This is a genomic window from uncultured Roseobacter sp., assembly GCF_947495275.1.
In the GTDB taxonomy this organism is placed as follows: Bacteria; Pseudomonadota; Alphaproteobacteria; order Rhodobacterales; family Rhodobacteraceae; genus Roseobacter.
Window position 1 is genome coordinate 1 of record NZ_CANLYL010000002.1, and the last position, 19,425, is coordinate 19,425.

Annotated in this window: 18 protein-coding genes; 2 read left to right on the forward strand and 16 right to left on the reverse strand. The window is 55.5% G+C overall.

The window, feature by feature from the left end; all coding sequences use genetic code 11:
• A partial coding sequence (locus Q0802_RS03400) for a hypothetical protein (protein ID WP_298913603.1) occupies positions 1–221 on the forward strand: 221 nt, incomplete at its 5' end.
• A gap of 34 nt (positions 222–255) precedes the next feature.
• Here the strand turns inward: Q0802_RS03400 and Q0802_RS03405 are convergent.
• The 6 genes from Q0802_RS03405 to Q0802_RS03430 all read right to left on the reverse strand — a co-directional run bounded on the left by Q0802_RS03405 (position 256) and on the right by Q0802_RS03430 (position 6,377).
• A complete protein-coding gene (locus Q0802_RS03405) occupies positions 256–1,389 on the reverse strand; it encodes a Gfo/Idh/MocA family oxidoreductase (protein WP_298913606.1) in 1,134 nt (377 codons plus the stop codon).
• An 8-nt stretch (positions 1,390–1,397) separates the two neighbouring features.
• Positions 1,398–2,147, reverse strand: coding sequence for a sugar phosphate isomerase/epimerase (locus tag Q0802_RS03410; protein WP_298913609.1), 750 nt, complete (start codon positions 2,145–2,147; stop codon positions 1,398–1,400).
• Positions 2,148–2,200: 53 nt separating this feature from the next.
• Entirely contained in the window at positions 2,201–3,280 is a 1,080-nt protein-coding gene (locus Q0802_RS03415; RefSeq protein WP_298913612.1) for an ABC transporter ATP-binding protein, read from the reverse strand.
• Positions 3,281–3,285: 5 nt separating this feature from the next.
• Positions 3,286–4,191: a carbohydrate ABC transporter permease gene (locus Q0802_RS03420; protein WP_298913615.1), complete on the reverse strand. Its 906-nt coding sequence runs from the start codon at positions 4,189–4,191 to the stop codon at positions 3,286–3,288.
• A complete protein-coding gene (locus Q0802_RS03425) occupies positions 4,184–5,077 on the reverse strand; it encodes a sugar ABC transporter permease (RefSeq protein ID WP_298913618.1) in 894 nt (297 codons plus the stop codon). The genes Q0802_RS03420 and Q0802_RS03425 overlap by 8 nt, the downstream gene beginning before the upstream one ends.
• 73 nt (positions 5,078–5,150) lie before the next feature.
• On the reverse strand, positions 5,151–6,377 hold the full coding sequence (locus Q0802_RS03430; protein WP_298913621.1) for an ABC transporter substrate-binding protein: 1,227 nt from the start codon (positions 6,375–6,377) through the stop codon (positions 5,151–5,153).
• Positions 6,378–6,480: 103 nt separating this feature from the next.
• Here Q0802_RS03430 and Q0802_RS03435 point away from each other — a divergent pair, with 103 nt between their 5' ends.
• Complete coding sequence (locus tag Q0802_RS03435) at positions 6,481–7,608, forward strand: LacI family transcriptional regulator (protein ID WP_298913624.1); 1,128 nt, start codon at positions 6,481–6,483, stop codon at positions 7,606–7,608.
• A gap of 372 nt (positions 7,609–7,980) precedes the next feature.
• Here the strand turns inward: Q0802_RS03435 and Q0802_RS03440 are convergent, their stop codons facing one another.
• The 10 genes from Q0802_RS03440 to Q0802_RS03485 form a co-directional block, all read right to left on the reverse strand.
• The gene (locus tag Q0802_RS03440; protein ID WP_298913627.1) at positions 7,981–9,066 is read right to left on the reverse strand and encodes an OmpA family protein; all 1,086 of its coding nucleotides are present in this window, start codon (positions 9,064–9,066) and stop codon (positions 7,981–7,983) included.
• Positions 9,067–9,602: 536 nt separating this feature from the next.
• The gene (locus Q0802_RS03445; RefSeq protein WP_298913631.1) at positions 9,603–9,953 is read right to left on the reverse strand and encodes a hypothetical protein; all 351 of its coding nucleotides are present in this window, start codon (positions 9,951–9,953) and stop codon (positions 9,603–9,605) included.
• Positions 9,954–11,084: 1,131 nt separating this feature from the next.
• Positions 11,085–11,894, reverse strand: a complete 810-nt coding sequence (locus Q0802_RS03450) for an inositol monophosphatase family protein (protein ID WP_298913634.1) — start codon at positions 11,892–11,894, stop codon at positions 11,085–11,087.
• A complete protein-coding gene (locus tag Q0802_RS03455) occupies positions 11,891–12,670 on the reverse strand; it encodes a phosphodiesterase (protein WP_298913637.1) in 780 nt (259 codons plus the stop codon). The genes Q0802_RS03450 and Q0802_RS03455 overlap by 4 nt, the downstream gene beginning before the upstream one ends.
• A gap of 17 nt (positions 12,671–12,687) precedes the next feature.
• Positions 12,688–13,500: a carbohydrate ABC transporter permease gene (locus Q0802_RS03460; protein WP_298913640.1), complete on the reverse strand. Its 813-nt coding sequence runs from the start codon at positions 13,498–13,500 to the stop codon at positions 12,688–12,690.
• On the reverse strand, positions 13,497–14,372 hold the full coding sequence (locus Q0802_RS03465; protein WP_298913643.1) for a sugar ABC transporter permease: 876 nt from the start codon (positions 14,370–14,372) through the stop codon (positions 13,497–13,499). The genes Q0802_RS03460 and Q0802_RS03465 overlap by 4 nt, the downstream gene beginning before the upstream one ends.
• A gap of 78 nt (positions 14,373–14,450) precedes the next feature.
• Positions 14,451–15,737, reverse strand: a complete 1,287-nt coding sequence (locus Q0802_RS03470; protein ID WP_298913646.1) for an ABC transporter substrate-binding protein — start codon at positions 15,735–15,737, stop codon at positions 14,451–14,453.
• Between the two features lie 51 nt (positions 15,738–15,788).
• The gene (locus Q0802_RS03475) at positions 15,789–16,850 is read right to left on the reverse strand and encodes an ABC transporter ATP-binding protein (protein ID WP_298913648.1); all 1,062 of its coding nucleotides are present in this window, start codon (positions 16,848–16,850) and stop codon (positions 15,789–15,791) included.
• On the reverse strand, positions 16,847–17,632 hold the full coding sequence (locus tag Q0802_RS03480) for a DeoR/GlpR family DNA-binding transcription regulator (RefSeq protein WP_298913651.1): 786 nt from the start codon (positions 17,630–17,632) through the stop codon (positions 16,847–16,849). Before Q0802_RS03480 ends, Q0802_RS03475 begins: the two co-directional genes overlap by 4 nt.
• Before the next feature lie 457 nt (positions 17,633–18,089).
• Entirely contained in the window at positions 18,090–19,397 is a 1,308-nt protein-coding gene (locus Q0802_RS03485; RefSeq protein WP_298913654.1) for a phosphodiester glycosidase family protein, read from the reverse strand.
• Positions 19,398–19,425 lie beyond the last annotated feature (28 nt).

A 19,425-nucleotide genomic window follows, 5' to 3' on the forward strand; every position in this document is an offset into this window, starting at 1 on the left:
GATACTTCCATGCGTCGAGAGAATTCAATCAGCAGTTCACTCGCCGATCAAGGATACTCTTTTCAACCAAATTCGCCCTCCTTTATCAGTCGGCAATTGAAATTACTTGTTTTGAGCAGTTGCGGCGACTTGGGGTTTTGCCCGTCCCATCCGTCGTTGCCCTGTTTATGAATTTGGAATTGGTCGAACGGCGGCCCTCTCCAACTCTTCAAACTGTTTGAACCATCCCCTAGTTATCTGGGGCGCGTTCTGAACTTAGGCGAGCAACGCGGCGGCTTGGGCGGGGTCGAGTGGCTCAGGACGGGTGCAGGTTGTCGTCATTTCCAACCAGCGCCGGTCTTCCGCCGAGCGCAGGATGGCTGTCATGACCTCCACAACATGCGTGGCCAGTTCCAGACCACAGCGATGCTCTCTACCTTCGCTGATCGCTGCGGCCATGTCTGCGAGCCCGGCACAGCGGTAATTGGCCTGGTCGGCGCCCCGACCGTCCTGGCTGTTGTGAACGGAGAACGGGTGGTTGCGCGACGTGATTTCAATCGGCTCGTCCTCAAGTCCTGCCAACAAAACGTCGCCTGCAAAGAAATTCGGATCAGGCACGTAGAGCGACGCCTTGGTTCCGTAAAGCTCCATGCTATCGTGGCGATGTGCCCAGACATCCCAGCTGGCCCCGAATGTGATAAGGGCGCCGTTCTGGAACTCAAGAACCGCGTGAATGTTGGTGGGCGTTTCCACCGACACCATTTCACCTTCGCGTGGACCGTTGCCGATGGTGCGCGTGTCAAAGCTGGCGGAAGCCATTGCCGTGACCGCCTTTACTGGTCCGATCAGCTGTACCAGATTGGTAATGTAGTAGGGCCCAAGATCCAGCACCGGGCCGCCGCCTTTTTGAAAGAAGAAGTCTGGGTTTGGATGCCAGGCCTCCATTCCATGCGACATCACGTGACAGGTGCCGCCGATGATTTCGCCCACCTGACCGTCGTCAATCGCGGCGCGGGCCAGTTGGTGTGCACCGCCCAGGAATGTGTCGGGTGCCGATCCAACGCGAAGCCCCTTTTCGCTGGCAAGGCGCCGCAGAACTTCGCCTTCTTCCACGGTCAGCACAAATGGTTTTTCGGAATAGGCGTGTTTGCCTGCGGTAAGAATCTGCATCGTCACCTCGAAATGCGCTGCTGGTACCGTCAGGTTTATCACAATGTCGATGTCGTCCGCGTTCAGCAGGTCCTGAATGGTGTCTGCCCGCACCGAGTATTCTGCAGCGCGCATTATTGCCGCATCCATGTTCAAATCAGCGACGGCCCGAATGTCGAGCGATTTGAAAAGCGGTGCGAGTTTGAAATATGTGGCCGATATATTGCCGCAGCCGATAATGCCGATACCGAAACTTTGCATGGTGCTCCCTAGTACTTTCCGAATGCTGCGATAGACCGGTTTGCGAAACGGTCCCAGTCTGACGGGTTGTCGTGCTCCGCCACAAAATAGTCAGTGCCTGCCTGGCGCAGGGCGGCGATTAGTGTTTCCCAATCCATCACGCCATCACCTAAGTCAGCCCAGCCATCTTCGTCCTCTTTTTCCCCATCCGGCGCGATGTCTTTGACATGTGCCGCAGTGACCCGGTCGGCGTGAGTTTCGATCCACTCCAGAGGGTCCGCACCGCCGCGCAGGGCCCATGCCACATCCATTTCCCATTCCATATCCGGGGCATGCTCCAACAGCAGGTTCATCGGCAATGTGCCGTCCTGCAGCGCCATGAATTCCCAGTGGTGGTTGTGCCAGCCGAAGCGGAATCCGGCATCGGTGACACGTTTGCACGCATCGTTCAGTCGTTTCGCAAGCGCGACCCAATTGGCAGCAGTCGTACCTTGGCGCCAGAGTTCCTCGGGTGCGGGGCAGATCACGCGTTGCATACCGAGGGTTCTGGCTGTTGAAAGCGACGCATCAAGTTCGCCTTCCAGAGCGCCCAATGGAAAGAAATGGCCAGACGGCATAGTCATGTCGTGGCTATCCAGTAGATCGCGGAACGCGGGCGCGTCGGCGTAGAGGCCGGCAAATCCCTCAACCTGCCTGTAGCCCAGTTCGGCAAGGCGCGGGATTACGTTGCTCCAAGGCAAGAAGTTGCGGGCGGAGTAGAGTTGAAAAGAAAGGGTCATATTAAGCTCACGTAGATGAGTTGGATGGTGTCAGGCGGGTCATGGAATGGGGCCTACAGGCGCTCCTCGGTGGCGGCATCAAAGAGCGAGGCGCGCCCGGGATCGAAGCCAATTCTCAGCTTTTGGCCCACAGCGACATCTGCCTGCCCATCCATCCGCACACGGAAGTGACGGCCTGCAACCTGACAGTCGATCAGCTTGTCTGATCCTGTTGGCTCGATCAGTTCGACGCCCACATCGACCTTGACCGGCGCGTTATCAACCAGTTCGCCTGTCACCACGTGTTCGGGGCGAATGCCCAGAGTGGCGGGGCCGTCGACCGCACCGCCAGATGCAAAATCATATCCCGTCAGCGGAATGGTCAGATCACCTGTCGTGAAGGCACCGCCCTTGATTGCGCCATCGAAGAAGTTCATGGATGGGGAGCCGATGAACCCGGCCACGTATTTGTTCACCGGGCGGCCATAGATATCGTCTGGCGATCCCAGTTGCATGATCTGGCCGCCGCGCATGATGGCTATACGGTCGGCGAGCGTCATCGCCTCGATCTGATCGTGGGTCACATAGATCATGGTGTTTTCAAGCCTCTGGTGCAGACGCTTGATTTCGACCCTCAGGTCTGCGCGCAACTTGGCATCAAGATTGCTGAGTGGTTCATCAAAAAGAAAGACATCCACATCGCGCACCAGCGCCCGCCCAATGGCGACCCGCTGGCGTTGCCCGCCGGACAGTGCAGCCGGTTTGCGTTTCAATAGCGGTTCGATCTGTAGAATTTCTGACGCGTGTTTAACCCGTTTTGCGATCTCGGCTTTGGGCAGTTTTGCGTTTTTGAGGCCAAAGGACAGATTTCCCTCGACGGTCATTTGCGGGTAAAGCGCATAAGACTGGAAAACCATTCCAATGCCCCGCTCGGAAGGCTCGGTCCAGGTGACGTTAGTGTCGTTGATATGAATTTGGCCAGCGGTCACATCCAGAAGGCCCGCGATACAGTTCAGCAGCGTGGATTTCCCACAACCCGAAGACCCCAGTAGTACAAGGAACTCACCCTTGCCGATGTCGAGGTTGAGATCCTGCAAAACCTTGACGGCGCCGAACTGCAGATCGAGGTTCTTAATTTCAACCGAGTTATTCATGGTGTTCATCCTTTGACCGCTCCAGCGGCGATGCCGCGCACAAACAGTCTTCCTGAGACGAAGTAGATCAACAGGGGCACCAGTCCGGTGAGGAGGGTTGCGGCCATGTTGACGTTGTATTCCTTCACGCCTTGCGTGGAGTTCACGATGTTATTGAGAGAAACGGTCATCGGGTATGTTTCCGGGCCCGTGTAGACGACGCCAAAAAGGAAATCATTCCAGATGCCGGTCACTTGCAGGATCATTGCGACGGTGAAAATCGGCAAGGACATGGGCACCATGATCCGAAAATAGATGCCCCAGAAGCCGGCCCCGTCCACCCGCGCCGCTTTGAACAGCTCTTCGGGTAGTGACGTGAAGTAGTTGCGGAACAGCAGAGTCAGGATCGGCATGCCGAAGATGGTGTGCACGAGCACGAGGCCGCCCAGTGAGCCGTATAAACCGATTTCGCGCAGGATAATCACAATTGGATAGAGCATCACCTGATAGGGAATGAAGGCGCCAAAGATCAGGATGGTGAAGAAGATATCAGCGCCTTTGAACTTCCAGTTGGCCAGCGCGTAGCCATTCACAGAGGCGATCATGATCGAGAGGATCACCGACGGAATGGTGATCTGCACCGAGTTCCAGAAGCCGGTGCTCAGCCCGTTGCAGGTCAGGCCGGTGCAAGCTTCTGACCAGGCTTTGACCCATGGCTGAAACGTCACTTCCACAGGCGGAGAGAACACGTTTCCCAGCCGGATTTCCGGCATCCCTTTGAGAGAGGTGACGATCATCACATAGAGCGGCAGTGCATAGTAAACCGTGATGACAAACAGCGTGCCATAGAGAAAGATGTTACGGCGCGACAGCATTTTGCGCGGTTTTGGTCCCTGCGGGCCGGAAAGTGCATTGGTAGATGCATCAGCCACGGTTCTTCGAGCCTCCGAATTCAAGAATTGCCCAAGGGATCACAATCAATGCAACAGTCACCAACATCATGGTTGAGGCAGCAAAGCCCTGGCCCAGATTGTTGGCCTGGAACATCATGTCGTAGACGTATTTTGCAGGTACTTCGGTTGATATCCCCGGCCCGCCGCCGGTCTGGGCAACGATCAGGTCATAGAGTTTCACAATGCCGGTCACGACCAGCACCAGGGTGGTTATGAACACAGGCCGCATCATCGGAATGACGATGAAAATGTATGTTTTCCAAGTCGGAATGCCGTCTACTCGGGCAGCCTTCCACACCTCTTGGTCTATGCCGCGCAGACCGGCGAGCATCAGGACCATAACCAGCCCGCTGCCTTGCCACAGCCCAGCAATCAGGACGCCGTAGATTGCAATGTCGGCATTATAGAGTGGATCGAAGGAGAAGCTTTCCCACCCCCATGCCCGGACGATGCTTTCCACGCCGAATTCAGGGTTCAGAATCCACTGCCACACAAGGCCGGTGACCACAAAGCTGAGTGCATAGGGATATAGGATGATCGTTCGTACGGTGTTTTCAAAGCGGATCTTCTGGTCGATCAACGCAGCGAGGATAAACCCAATCACGAAGACAAGCACCAGCATGCAGATGCCGTAAATCACCAGGTTTTCGATTGCGACAAGCCACTTTCTGGTCGCCCATAGGCGCTCATATTGATCCAGTCCGACCCAATTCAGGCGCGGCAACAGGCCCGATTTGGTAAAGCTGTAAACAACTGTCCAGATTGTCCCGCCGACAAAAACGAACAACGCAGTTACAATCATGGGGATCGCTGCAATCTTTGAAGATTTGTTGCGAAACAGCTGGTTTGGGCGCTCAGTAGCCACAAGCCTACCTCCTCTTGACGGGGATGCCGGTGAGTGCTGGCCCGCAAGTCGCTGGCCAGCAGGAGGACACGGGTCAGTCGGCGGATCCGATAATCTTCACAAACTCTTCCTGCGCGGCTTCTGGCGTCATGGTGGGGTCCGCGAAGAACTCGGTGAAGAGTGTTTTCAACTGTTCATTGGTGTCAGGCGTGATGAGCTGGTTGACATCCGGCAGCAGAGCACCTGCCTTCAGGAGCGCCAAACCTTTCGACATACAATCGTTTGCAGTCGCGAGATCGACGTCACCACGCACCGGCAGTGAACCCTTTTTCAGGTTGAAGTTCACTTGCGTTTCAGGTGCCAGCATCAGCTTGGCAAGCTCGGTCTGCGCGGCAGTCTGTGCCTCGTCGTCCAGCACGGGGAAATAGAATGCATCGCCACCAGTGGACAGTCTCGGGTTCGTTCCAAGACCTGGCAAACAGCTATAGTCTTCACCGGCTGAAACTTCAGCCACGGCCATTTCGCCTTGCGCCCAGTCACCCATGATCTGACCACCGGCCTCACCCTTGATCACCAATGCTGTTGCGTCGTTCCAGTTCTGGACTGTTGATTTTGTCGCCATTTTTCGTGCGTCCGCGGCAGCCTGGAAAACGGTCGCCATTTCGGCTCCACCGGCTACATCCGTGTCTTTGTCACCGTAGACACTGTTGTACACTTCGCTGGGCAGAAGGCTTGCGATCAAAACGCTGAATGCGCCCGCTTGCTGCCAACCCTGTTGACCCATTGCCATCGGAATTTTGCCCGCGTCTTCTAGTGCTGATGCAGCACTCACAAATTCCGCCCAATTGGTTGGAACGGCAACGCCTGCGTCTTCATAGGCCTTGTGCGATAGCCAGAGCCATTGCCAAGAGTGGATGTTGACCGGCGCGCAATAAATCCGCCCGTCCACTGTGCACGAGTCCAGTAGTGAAGAGGGATTTACGATATCCTTCCAACCCTCGGCTTCTGCGATGTCAGTGATGTCGCGCAGCAAGCCTGCTTCGATCAACTCTTCGGCCTGACGACCGTGGTTGAACTGAAATGCGCCCATTGGGTCGCCCCCGGTCAGGCGGCTGACCATCACAGCGCGTGCGCCATCACCACCAGCGATTGCAGCATCGACCCATGTGTTACCTGTGGCGTTGAAGGCTTCGGCGAATTCATTGACGGCCGCGGCCTCGCCACCAGATGTCCACCAGTGCATCACCTCAAGTTCAGTTGCAGAAGCGCTGGAAGCGGCCACGAAGGCCGTCGCAGCTAGCAGTTTCGCAGTCAGAGACACGATTAATCCTCCCAAATCTAAATCGTTATAGTAAGAACTACATCGTTTTAGTTTCTCATTGCAAGATATTTCTTGCGGTGCTTATATTCCTAGAATAATCGACATGCTGGGCACGCGCATGGGTATTACGCCACGCCTGAGCGATTTTGGAATTTACGACTGCAAGAATGGACCATCACCGATGAAACGTGGCGCATCTGTGGCATCAAAGCTGAGCGACGAAGAGTTGCGCAAACTGGTGGAGCCCGGCGAAAGACCGACGCTCAAAACCATCGCGCGGATAAGTGGTCTGGCGGTCCCCACAGTGTCGCGTGCTCTGGGAGATGCACATGACATTGGCCTCGACACCAAGGAACTTGTGCACCGTATCGCAGATGAAATCGGTTACGTCCCAAACCGCGCCGGAGTGCGTCTTCGCACGGGGCGCACCAATGTGATTTCACTGGTCATCCCGGCAGAGGGTGACGTTTTGAATAATGCATCAAAACTGACCAGTTCCATTGCTGAGGAATTGCGCGGTACACCGTTTCATCTGAATGTGTTGCCTTGGTTTCCCGACGAGGATCCGCTGCGTCCGATAAAATACATTGTCGAAACGAGATCCGCCGATGCTGTCATTTTCAACATGACAGAGCCAGAGGACAAGCGCGTCGCTTATCTGCTGAAGCAAGATTTCCCTTTTGCCACCCATGGGCGCACCAAATGGAGCGCTCAACATGCGTTTTATGACTATGATAACTCGGCCTTCATGCGCCTGGCACTGCGGCGGCTGGCGGCTCGAGGGCGGAAGAACATTCTAACGGTCCTGCCGCCACTCAATCAGAACTATGCACAAGACATGATGCTCGGATTGGAGGACGAGAGCCAACTTCTGAAGCTCAACTACCGTATTTCTCACAACGTCAATGGCGACAGGTCCGCAGACGAAATTCGCCATTGGATTGCGCGCCGATTGGAGCAATCGCCGGAGATTGATGCCGTCATCTGCACTTCATCCAAGGCGGCTATTGCTGCCATTGTGGCCATCGAAAAACATGGACTCGAATTGGGCACAGATATCGACGTCTACGGTAAAGAAGTGGTCCCAATTTTGAAGATGTTCCGGAAGGACATAATCGTTGAACTGGAAGACATCGTCGCTGCAGGGCGACATCTGGCAAATGCCGTAGTGCAAAGGCTGCGAGAGCCTGGACTGACGCCACTTCAGCATCTGGAAATCCCGACAGATTAGTCCAACTAACCCTCACAGTTTAATGCCGGAAAAATGGCATTGCCAAATTTTTGATACGTGCCGAAGGAAACTCGAAGGCCACTTTCAGGCGGTTATTTCAATTGCATATTTGTTCCAACGATCGAGGGCGATTAACCCAAACGTGGTTTGCTTCGTGGCTCGCGATCGCGCCACGTTGCGCCAGCAGATTCTCAACATCTGATGCGCTCTGGGCAAATCGATGATAGGCCTAGACGGCGCAGCGGTAGGAGTGGTCATCCGGACCGCCTAAACGAATGGGGCAGTAAGAACAACTTGGCTATACCCTGCGAAAACCAACTCTCGCAGAGGCCGCGATCCCGCAGACCTTTCCCGGTTAGGTGCTCTAAAAGATTACTGTAGAGAAGACTGCGCGATCTCTTCGACAAAAATGCCCACACAACGATTTAGCGGTTCTGAGATCCCATCTCCCGTTGACACGGGCAGCATGTCATAAGTCTCACCAAAGCCAACAATTTCGATCATTTGCCTGGACAAACCAGATTGCACGAAAATTTCGGCCACAGCTTCCGCGCGCGCGTTAGAGAGGGCCCGATTTCGACCGACGTTTCCCGTCGTATCGGTATGTCCGGATATCCTGATCTTCGAGAACTTCATAGTCTGCAAGCGGTCAGCCGCCTCGCGCGCGCGCATCAGAGCCCCGGGCGTCAACTTTGCGCTGTTAAGTTCAAAGTGGACTTCCGCGATGGGACCGTTGTTTGGTATCGCAGGATCGCTTTCGGTCGCCTCGGCTTCAGAAAATTGTTCGGGCTGACTGCCTTCTTCAAAGCTCTTGTCCACATTCGTTGGTTCTTGAAGCGCGATAGCACTCAACTCAACGTCGGAAAGCGCTGGATTGCTCCCTGTTCTGGACACCGATCGGTCAACATGAAGATCAAGCTTGGCCTCCGTGGTTTCAGCCAAGTCCTGTGCGCTAGCTGCGGCGCTCTGCGCGGCCAGTTTCTGCTGGAGTGCAACCAACTGGCTTTCGCGTTCCAAAACTGACCGTAGCTGCGCTGAATTCATCTCTCCCTGTTTGTCCAATTCTGCTTGTCGTTCTTCGAGGGCTTCACCGTCGACACGCAAGTTTTCGTGCATTCGCGCCAAATCTTCCTCGAGCACTTTCAGCGAAGCTAGCTTTTCCTCGAGTTGCTCAGATTGTGCGTCTAGCTCAGACTCGCGTTGCGCAGCCTGTTCTCGGCGGCGGTTCAGTTCCTCAAACTGCGAACCAAGTGTTTCCTGATCCGATAGTACATCAGCTGAGAGGTTTTCTAGGGCGGGTTCACTCCTCGATATAGAATTCGAAATGAGTTTCTGGTCTTCTATCAAGGCGGCACTTTCAACCGATGCAAGCCGCTCCCCTTCACCGGAATCAGGCACCACTTGAGTTCCAGTTGCGAAACCAACCGCTGTTCCACCAGCGAAAATAACCGCTGCCAAAGCCGCATTTGAAATATTCACCGTGCCTCTCCCGTATTAATCTGGACTACAACCCAGCGTAGCATCGGTTTGGCCAAAATAACGGATATCAAGCACTTGTGATGGGACCATACGGGGTTCAGCGCAATAAATGTTGCTGAATCCACACTTTTTCAGGTTTTGAGCTGACCATTTTCCTTTGATCCTTCGAATCTGATTTCAAACTTGCCGAATCGATATGCCGCAAAGAAAGCCTTTGATCTTATCTTTCCCAAGTGTGTCTCTCCGATGGACCAAGGGCCGCTCAGCGGCACTAAAGCAGACATCGGCACCTATCCGGACAGGCTGGACGAGCATTCGTAGACCGCCTAGACCTCGCCGTTGATCGGAAGGCGCTTTATCAAGTTTTTATCAAATCGCTTGGCCATCGATTTGCCCCTATTACTCTGCCCAATTCTAGTCTCTTCAGTCAAGACAACGAAGACACCGCCATCAAGTTCAGAAGAGCAACGCACATCAAATATTCTTTCAGGAAAATCTATCTTCAATTTCATATCCTAGGACTTTACGATACGCTTCCCAAAAGACTCGGCCATGTCCAGTGGTGCATTCACCAAGAGATCACTGATGCTGACCAAGTTAATCCAGTACTGGCGTTCCGAATTGGTCGTTCCCTCATCTTTCATAGCTTCGATTTTCTGAAGGTCGAATTGTTCGGCCAAAAACACCTGGCCTTCCCAACTTTGAAACCTCGGTGCAACCAATTCACTAAAGGCTATCGCAACATCTGCAGGGTATTGATTTGTCGAAAATAGTCCATGCAGGTAGTCAAACAGGCTGAAATGGGACGGAGAGTTCGCAAGCGCCCATCGCTTATAGTCGAGCAGTACTGGATCGTTTTGACTCATCACTAGGTCCCACTTGGAGCTTTATCAGGCGGCGCTTTCTATTAACTCTGACTTTCAGGATGTGATTGTCCATTTGGAACTTGAAGTGGATTTCGTCCGATTTTCCGAGCTGTCGATTGAGCACTTGAGTGACGTGAGTAGGACTTGGCAGGAAGTCAATATTGCGGCCATTTTACAACGCCAATTTGACCTCTCAGCGGACATCCGACGCATTCGGTAGGTCTTGCGACCTATCTCGATTTGGTCAAAGGCGACTCTGCGGACAAAGTCTGCATTCCATGCGAATTGGCAAAGTACAATTCGCTCGCGACGTCCTTGTCAGGATCGAGGGCCGTTGTCGCATCCAAAACTTCTTCGTAATACTGAACCCAATGGCCGACCTCATGTCGTAATGTGCGATATAATATGGTGCTGCGAATGGTTCGAGCAGATAGAAGCGCGTCAATCCGAGAAGCATTTCCACAGATCTTTATGGCTCTTGCTGCCCTTCCTGAATGCTAGAGACCGGTTTCCCGGCGAAAGTGACATTAGATAATGAGATGACGGCATGTTGGGACATAACCCGCCTCACTGACACATCGGTTTTTGAGAAAATGAACATGGCAATTTTCGAGGTGAGAGAAGAACCTACCAAAAAAACCTTAGTAAGAATGTGCAGAAAATATGCTGCGTAGTAGGTTTGAATCATCCTCCATGATTTAGGTTTGTATACGCGTTGCATTTCTCTAATTCGTAAACTGTCTGTGCGGAAAGTACTGCAAATCGAAACGCAGCTAGTGACAAAGGCTTCTAACTTCTTCGACCGATTGACAAAAAGAGAGTTCAGGTGGCGTGTTGTTGATGTGCAATTGCCTTCACTTAACCAAAGCTTATGGCTTTGCCTGCAATTCTCGTCGGGTACGCTCCGCTGAAACAGCGTCGACACGATGCCCGACGGGATCGCAAGTGACCGGCTCTTTTCCGAGCGCTTGGTTGCGGACGCAATTGCACTGAAAACGCGTCTTGAATGTTCATACGCGCAAGCCGCACCGAGCAGATCGGAATCGCGGCAGCACCCTCGGCTTATTAAGCCCAGAAGTATGCATCACTCCCAAACAAGGTAACTACTACGGCAACAATACCTTGCTCAATTCAATCCAGGCGCAGGGTTGTGCCGAAGGGAACAAGAGGCGCGACCGCGTCCAGGAACGCCTGTGTTCCACAGGCGAAACGCAACTTGTCACTCAGGTCGGTCTGCGCCCAGTCAACAGTGCATCTAATTCCGATCGTTTCCAAGATCGGCAGGGCTGCCATCAGATCCCAGGTGCTTTCGCCGGTGCCCAAGTATCCGTCGACCTGACCTTGGGCGATCTCGATCAGCGACAGGGTCGCCGAACCGCAACAGCGAAATGACATTTTGACGTCTTCCAGAACGAACCGAAGCGTATCGAGCCGCAGATCAATCGGGATCACAGGGTGAAACCCGACGCCACAGGCCGCCTGCCTGGACTTCATACCTGATCGCAACGCCAGCTCGGTGCCGTTCAACGTGCTGGCCAAGCCGTTGCCGCCGACCAGTGTTTGGCCCCGTACCGGTACGTGAAGAACACCAAAAACCGGCCGCCCACCTTTGTAGAGGCCGATCGATACCGCCCATTGATCACCGCCACGCACGAAATTGAAGGTGCCATCTATGGGATCAATCACCCAAATGCGACCAGAGCTTCCCTGACGGGCAGCACCTTCCTCCCCGAAGATGCCATCGTCAGGAAAGGCCTCGATGAGCGCGCGCGTGACGAAGGTCTCAACCTCCTGATCTGCTGCCGTGACAAGATCAAGATGGCCCTTGGATTCAACCGGCACGGAACTCAATTCATGGAAATGAGACAGGGCCAGATCGCCGGCCTTCCGGGCAATGGCCTCGACGGTGTTGGCGCAGTCCTGGGTCACGGCTTGGGTCACAGCGAGACATACCTTCTATGAATGGTCACGGTTCCTTGCGCGTCGATGCGCAGGATGAAATAGGCATAGGGTTCAGCAATGCTGCCCGGCTCCGGGGCTTCGGGTCGCAGATCCAGCGCGTGCTGAAACGAAGGGCCGCCGCCGATCTGGCAAAACGCGCCTTTCCAAACGGCCTGAATGGGGCGGTGGATGTGACCCGCAAAAATATAGAGCGGTGCATCACCTGCGGCGACAAGCTCGCCGAACCTGTCGCACCCATCTGTCAGCGCCATGGCGTCGAGTTTGGGGACCCCGGATGGAAAGGGCGGGTGGTGCATCGCGATCACGGTCGGTGTGGTCAGCTCGGCGGTGAGCTTCTCTGCCAGCCAGTCTAGCTGGGAGGGGTCCAGCGCGCCGTGAACCTTGCCTTCGACCAGCGTGTCGAGCGCAAGGATGCGCAAATCACCAAGGCGTGCCTCGTAGTTGAGGTAGGGGCCTTCTCCAAAAGGCAGAATGCCATCGAAGGCGGCGCGCAATCCGGCGCGGTTATCGTGGTTCCCGGGTACCACAAAGACCGGCATATCGAGCGGCGCAAGGATATCCGCCAGAAGCGCGTAGTCGGCCGCAGTCCCGCAATCCACCAAATCCCCTGTGAACAATATGGCATCGAACCTTGGCTGATGCGATGCGATGTCGTCTATGACCCTGCGCGCCGCCTCAGCCGCATCCGGGCGCACAAGCGGCGTCTCCGGGGCGTCGGCGAAGACATGGAAGTCTGAGATATGGGCAATCAACATGACAGGGTCCAATCGATCTACTTGATGCCGGCGCGCATGAAGTTGGCAACGAACTGACGCTGGAAAATGATGAAGGCAATGATCAGCGGAGCGGTGGTCATCAATGTTGCCGCATTGACCAGCGACCATTCCACACCACTTTCAACCGTTGCAAAGACACTCAGGCCAACCGTGACCGGGCGCACTTCGGGAGAGTTGGTGACAATCAGCGGCCAGAGGAAATTGTTCCAGTGAAAACTGATCGAAACCAGCGCATAGGCCAGATAGACAGGCTTGGCGAGCGGTACGTAAATGTTCCACAGCACGCGACACGCGCCGGCACCTTCGATCTGCGCGGCTTCGTCCAGCGAGACGGGCACCGTAAGGAAGGTCTGCCGCAAAAGGAAAATCCCGAAGGCGGAGGTCAGGTAGGGCAGGGCGATGCCGAGGATCGTGTCGATCATCCCGATCTTCGAGAGCGTCAGATAATTCTCGACGATCAGAATCTCGGGTGACACCAAAAGCTGCACCATGATCAGCGCAAAAAGAAATCCCGCCCAGCGGAAGCGGTAGCGCACGAAGGCATAAGCCACCAGCGTGCACAGGATGAGGTTCGCCACCAGAACGATGGTGATGAGAATGACCGTGTTGAGAAAATAGAGTGCAAAGGGTGCTGCCTGCCAGGCCTCGAAAAAGTTCTCAAGGGTCAGCGGGGCATTCCAGACGAAATTGGCCGAATAAATCTCATCGTGGAACGCCGTCCAGACAGAGTAGAGAAACGGCAGGCCCCAGAGCGCGGCCAAGAGCAGACCGATGGTTGACCACATTATCCTGTTGAGGCCTTGTGTCATTGGTAATGTGCCTTTCTGTTCAGCACCCAATACTGAACGGCGGCGAGCACACCTAACAGACACACCATCAGGACGGTCAGCGTCGCGCCATAGGCGAAGTCCCGTTGGGAGAAGGTGACTTCGTAGACATAATAGAGCAGCAGCGCGCTGGAATTGTTCGGCCCGCCGCGTGTCATGACGATCACATGATCCACCAGACGGAAGGCATTGATCAGCGCGTTGACGGCCACGAAAATCGTTGTCGGGCGCAGGAGCGGCAACACGATGTTGAAGAAAATACGTACGGGGCCCGCGCCTTCAAGCCGGGCTGCGTCTTTCAGGTTTTCGGGCACCGCTTGCAAGGCCGCGAGGTAGAAGATCATGAACAGCCCCGCCTCTTTCCAGACGGCGACGAACATCATCGAGATCAGCGAGGTTTCGGTGCTGCCCAGAAAGTTGATCGGCGGCAGGCCGAAAACACCGAGAATCTGCGAGGCCAGACCAATACCCGGCGCATAGAAAAACAGCCAGATATTGGCCACTGCAATCATCGGCAGCATCGTCGGCATAAAAAATGACAGGCGCATCAGCGAGGTACCGGGCAGCTTGGCATTGACCAAAAGCGCCATGCCAATGGCCAGACCGATGGCCAGCGGGATCGTTCCCAATGCGTAAAACGTGCTGTTCAGCATGACCTGAACAAGCCGGTCGTCCTCCAGAAGTGTCTGGTAGTTCTCGACTCCGACGAATTTCGACGGGCGCCGCGAACTGGCATTGTTCCAGAAGGAATTCAGCAAAGCGCGCAGGGCAGGGTAATGCGTGAAAGCGACCAGCAGCAGGCAGGGGATCACCAGCATGATCATCGCCAATCCGAAGGGTAACCGCTTGTTCATGATCCGCTGTCCTCTCGCGGGCTTCGCGTTTGGCCCCGCGCATCTATCAAGACGCGCGGGGCCTTCGGCAATCCTTGCCTACTGGTAGTCACCAAGAACGCCGTCGGCGCCTTCCTGGGCCGCCTTAAGGGCTTCGGCAGGCTCTGCATTGCCTGTCACGACGCTCTCGATGGCATCCACAAGATATTGCGTCACCTTTGCGCGCTGGAATGTTGCGAACTCACGCTCGGCATATTGAAGCTGATCGAGCGCCACCAAGGCTTGCGGCAGGCGTTCGGCATAGGCCTTCATCTCCGGGGTTTCCCAGGCATCAGGCCGCGGGGCCACATAGCCCGTTGCAATGCTCCATTTGGCGGCATTTGCAGGCGACGTCATGAATTTGATGAAGTCCAGCGCCGCTGCACGTTCTTCATCCGTGGTATCCTGGAAGATGTAGAAGTTGCCGCCGCCGATCGGCGCACCCGGTCCGTCGCCGCCCGGCAGGAAGCCAACACCCCAATCGAAGGTTGCGTTCTCCTCAACAAAGGCGAGGTTGCCGGTCGATGTCCACATGGAGGCTGTTTGACCTTCGAGGAATGCCTTCGGCGTGTCCCCCCAGGAAATGCCGCCCGGTGCCATCACTTCCTGCTTCGACAACTCCAGCAGGAACTCCAGTGATGCCTTGGTCGCGGGCGTATCCATCCGCGCCTCGATGCCCGTGTCAGTGGTCAGCACATCGCCTTTGGACACAACCAGACCGCCAAACAGCCAGGCGCCGCCCAGACCCAGGGTCGGAATGCGGGTGCCCCATTGGGTGACATTGCCGTTATCGTCCTTGATGGTCAGTTTCTTGCCCATCTCGATCATCTCGTCCCAGGTCTTGGGCGGTGTCTCTGGGTCCAGCCCAGCGGCGCGAAAGGCGTCCTTGTTGTAATAGTAGACCGGGGTAGAGCGCTGAAATGGTATGGCGTAGGTCTTGCCCTCGAATTCGGCGTCTTTCATGAACCCATCGTAAAACCCGTCAATCCATTCCTGGTCTTCGGGCGTGTTCGCGATGTCGGAAATCGCCACGATGACATCTTCCTCCACCAGCGTGAAAAGATCGATGGACAGCAGCACGGCCACCTGCGGCGGTTGCCCCGCATTGGCAGCCGTCAGCGCCTTGGTTGTGGTTTCTTCGTAGTTGCCAGCATAGACCGCCTTCACGCTGTGTTGCGGGTTTTGCGCCGCCCATTCATCTGTCAGCGCCTGGATCGTTTCGACGGCGGGCGCATTCACGCCAACAGGAAAATAGAATTCCAGATCTGCTGCTGAAACACTGGTTGCAGCCAGGCTGAACATGGCCGCCGTGCAGCATGAGCCAGCGAGTTTTGTCATGATTGTCATTGGGTCTCCTCCCCGTTTGAATAAGTGAACGGCTGTTCTTCGCCGTCTGAGTTAACCGCTCGAAAGTCGTTGCCCCGATGCGCTGGAAAACAGATGCGCGGCATCGTTGTCCCAACTCACCGTGATGTCTTCGCCCACCTGCGGTGCGTCAGCACCATGATGCGCCAGAATGAAACGTGCGCCCGAGGCGCTGACCAGATGCACCAGAAACACGCTGCCTTCATATTCAACGCTGAGGACTTTGCAGGTCGCGCTGAAATCAGCTCCAGCACCGCCCAGTGTCATTGTCTCCGGGCGCACACCCACGAGCAGATCGGCATGATCTGTCTTGACCCGCGCGGCGACCCAGTCGGGCAGCGTCACATCCGCTGCCGCCAGAAGATTCATGGGCGGTGTCCCGATGAAGCTGGCGGCAAATGTATTCGCAGGCTGGTCGTAGAGTTCCTGCGGCGTCCCGATCTGCGAGGCCTGTCCGTCGCTCATCAGAACAACCGTATCCGACATCGAAAGGGCTTCGCTTTGATCATGGGTGACGTAGAGCACGGTGATCCCCAGTTGCTTGTTCAGGGATCGGATTTCACTGCGGATTTCGACGCGTAGCTTGGCATCAAGGTTGGACAGGGGTTCATCCATCAGGACCAACGGGCGATCCGACACCAGAACACGCGCCAAGGCCACCCGTTGTTGTTGACCGCCGGACAATTGCGCGGGTTTGCGATCCAGCAAGGGGCTGAGCGCCATTAGCTCTGCCACCCGTTTGAGAGAGGCCTGTTGCTTTGCCTTGGGCACCTTGCGCACTTTCAAGCCGTAAATAATGTTCTCGGCGACGCTCATATGGGGAAACAGCGCATAGTTCTGGAATACCATGCCCAGATTGCGTTCCGCGGCTGCGACACCTGTCACATCCTGATCACCAATCAGAATGTGGCCGCCGGTTACCGTCTCAAGTCCTGAAATCAACTTCAGGGCGGTGCTCTTGCCGCAACCCGACGGGCCCAGCAAGGTCAGAAACCCACCGGCGTGGATATCGAAATTCACGCCTTTCAGAACATCTGTCGCACCCCAGCTTTTGCGCAGGTCCCTCACCTCCAGTGATACGCCAGGGGCGCTCATGCGAGCACCAGTTCAAGATCGGTCTGACGCAGAAGGTCCAGATCTTGCGGGCTGGCTTCGCGATTGGTGATAATGCCCGATATCTGGGAAAAACTCGCGGTACGCATGAAAGCACTCGGCTTGAACTTGCTGCTGTCGGCAATCACAAGCTTTTTCCTGGAATTGGACAGCACTTCTTTCTGGACCTGACTGTAAGCCTCGCTGGCAACGCTGATTGACCTGCTTTTCAGATCGATGGCCGAACAACAGATGAAGGCGACGTCAAAGGACAGGGCGCGCAAAGCCTCAATCGCCAGCGTTCCGGCGAAGGAATCGTTGACCGGCTCATAGGACCCGCCGACCAGATAGAAGTCCGCAATCCCGAGTGATTGCAGCTTTTTGGCGATCCCCAGAGAGGTCGTGACATAGGTGCAGCCGGGCTGTTTTATCGCATGAACCGCGACCGCATGCGCCGTGGTGCCCGCGTCGAGAAAGACGACCTCACCGCCCTTCAGCAGGTTAATCGCAGCCAGACCGATCCGGCTTTTTTCTTCTGCGCCGACGCGTTTGCGCTGGTCGTTGGGCAAATCTCCCAGAACGCTGGTGTTCTTCATTACACCGCCGTGCGTGCGCACGACCTGACCCGCGCCATCCAGCGCCTGAAGATCCCGACGCATCGTCGCATCTGATACGCTGAAGTGGCCACAAAGGTCACGCAGGGTCATCGCACCGCGCGATGCCACCAGATCAGCGATCTTTTCGCGCCTCACGGCAGCCAATTCAATAGTGTCTGAAGTCTTCATTTTTTGTGCGCCCAATTGTCAGTCGCCTCATCACGATCAGTCACATAACTTCGCATTCATTCATAAACGCTCACAAACAATCAAGCAAGGTGGAAAATACATACGCCCCGAAGCAACTTCCGTTTTCGTATCGAATTCAGGGCATGGCTCTGCGGGAACGTGCGGATCGCATGGCAAGATATGCGCGGTTTCGCTTTCGTGCCGACGGTTTGCGTGGGCAGCCTCTCAGAAGATCAAAACCTGTCGTGTGTTGCTGATCAAAAAAAGGGATGTGCCTGACAGTACTGCTATCTCCGCGCCCGGAGCGGCTGAATTGCCATTAACCAGGCCTAGATTGGCGTTTTCGCTAGGAGAGCTTGGTAGAGGGCGTTGGGCATTCAGAGTGCGCTGCCGCGGCATATGACGCTACGATCACCCCATCAGCCCCGTGGCTTGAACTCTGGCATTAACAAATAGACTAAACGTCTTTTTCACGGAAACTGGCGTCCGGCAAACTGGCAATGATGTTACCGACATCCCTGTCTTTCTCTTCGCCCAGTCGTTGGCCTTTGGCGACCAACCGCATCTCCTCGGGGCTGGCCCCGGTAACACCCATGAATACGGATCCGCCACCATCGAGGTTGAGCGTGGAGCCGCTGGCGGGTGTCTCCCCCATTTGGCGAATTCCGGCCCCGGCCATTGTGATCTGCTGCCACTGCTCCATGGTGACCCCTTCCTGAGGCCGCATTTCAGTCGGTGTAACCGTGTGCATAATGGTATCATCGCCCTGCACAGTGATTGCAGCGCGCGCATTTCGGTCACCTGCGTGGGTCATGACCCCGACCTGCTTGTTGCGCGGGTTCTCTTCCAGCCCTCCCTCAGTGGTGACCCTGTACTCAAATCTATCGTCATTCTGCGGGCTTGGTATATGCGTCGCGGCGCCATCCAAAGCAAGGAGAGGGCCGCTGCTCAAACCCACTTCGGAACCGACAGTCACCTGACCATAGTAGTCCTGATACTCGGATGGGATTGGCAGGTGATCGGTCCGGGTGCTGGTAGGTCCAACCGGCCTGCCAACGCCCTCCGGTCCGACTTCCTTCAGTTCTTCGTGTTTGAGAAACGCAGCGAAACTTGGATCATTGATTGAGCTGCTTTGCGCGTTTGCCGGATCCCAGCCCTCTTCACTTCTCATATTTGGCTGATGCGCAAAGAATCCGCCGTTAATAACGGCTGTACCTTCCGGCAAACCAGCAGACAGCGAGGCAACCGGCTGGGGCTTTCCCTTGTCTTCGGGTCCTATCACTGCGCCCTTCTTGGCGCCACCAAGTACCCTCATCTGATTATATACCGACGATTGATCGAGGTTGTCTTGAATGGTGCGCAGGGCGGACCCCTCGCCAGCAACGGGTTTGGTGCCTTCGGGCTGTTTTTTGATGCGCGTACCGACGATCCCATCCCCCTCGCTTTGAACGCGAACTTGGTTCTGGACAAGGCGACGCCGTATAAGCGCTTGGATCAACTTGATCTGTTCGATCTCTTCGTCAGTGAAGCGTTGCACAACCTGCGTTGATGCCAGAGCTTTAAGCTGAATGCGGCCGTCGGCGGCCCGCTGAAGTCTCTGAAGGCGTTCCACATTCGGGCTGGCATTGGCCTTCAACTGCAACGCCTTGGTGGCTTCAGAGGGTTGAGCGGAAAAAGTTGCTGCCGCGCTAGCTGCGGGTTTTTGCGTCGCACCTCGGGAAGTGACGAAGCTCTTCTTTTGCTGGCGCTCGGTTATGTTTGGCATATGCAACAGCCTTTGACTGACTAGCACC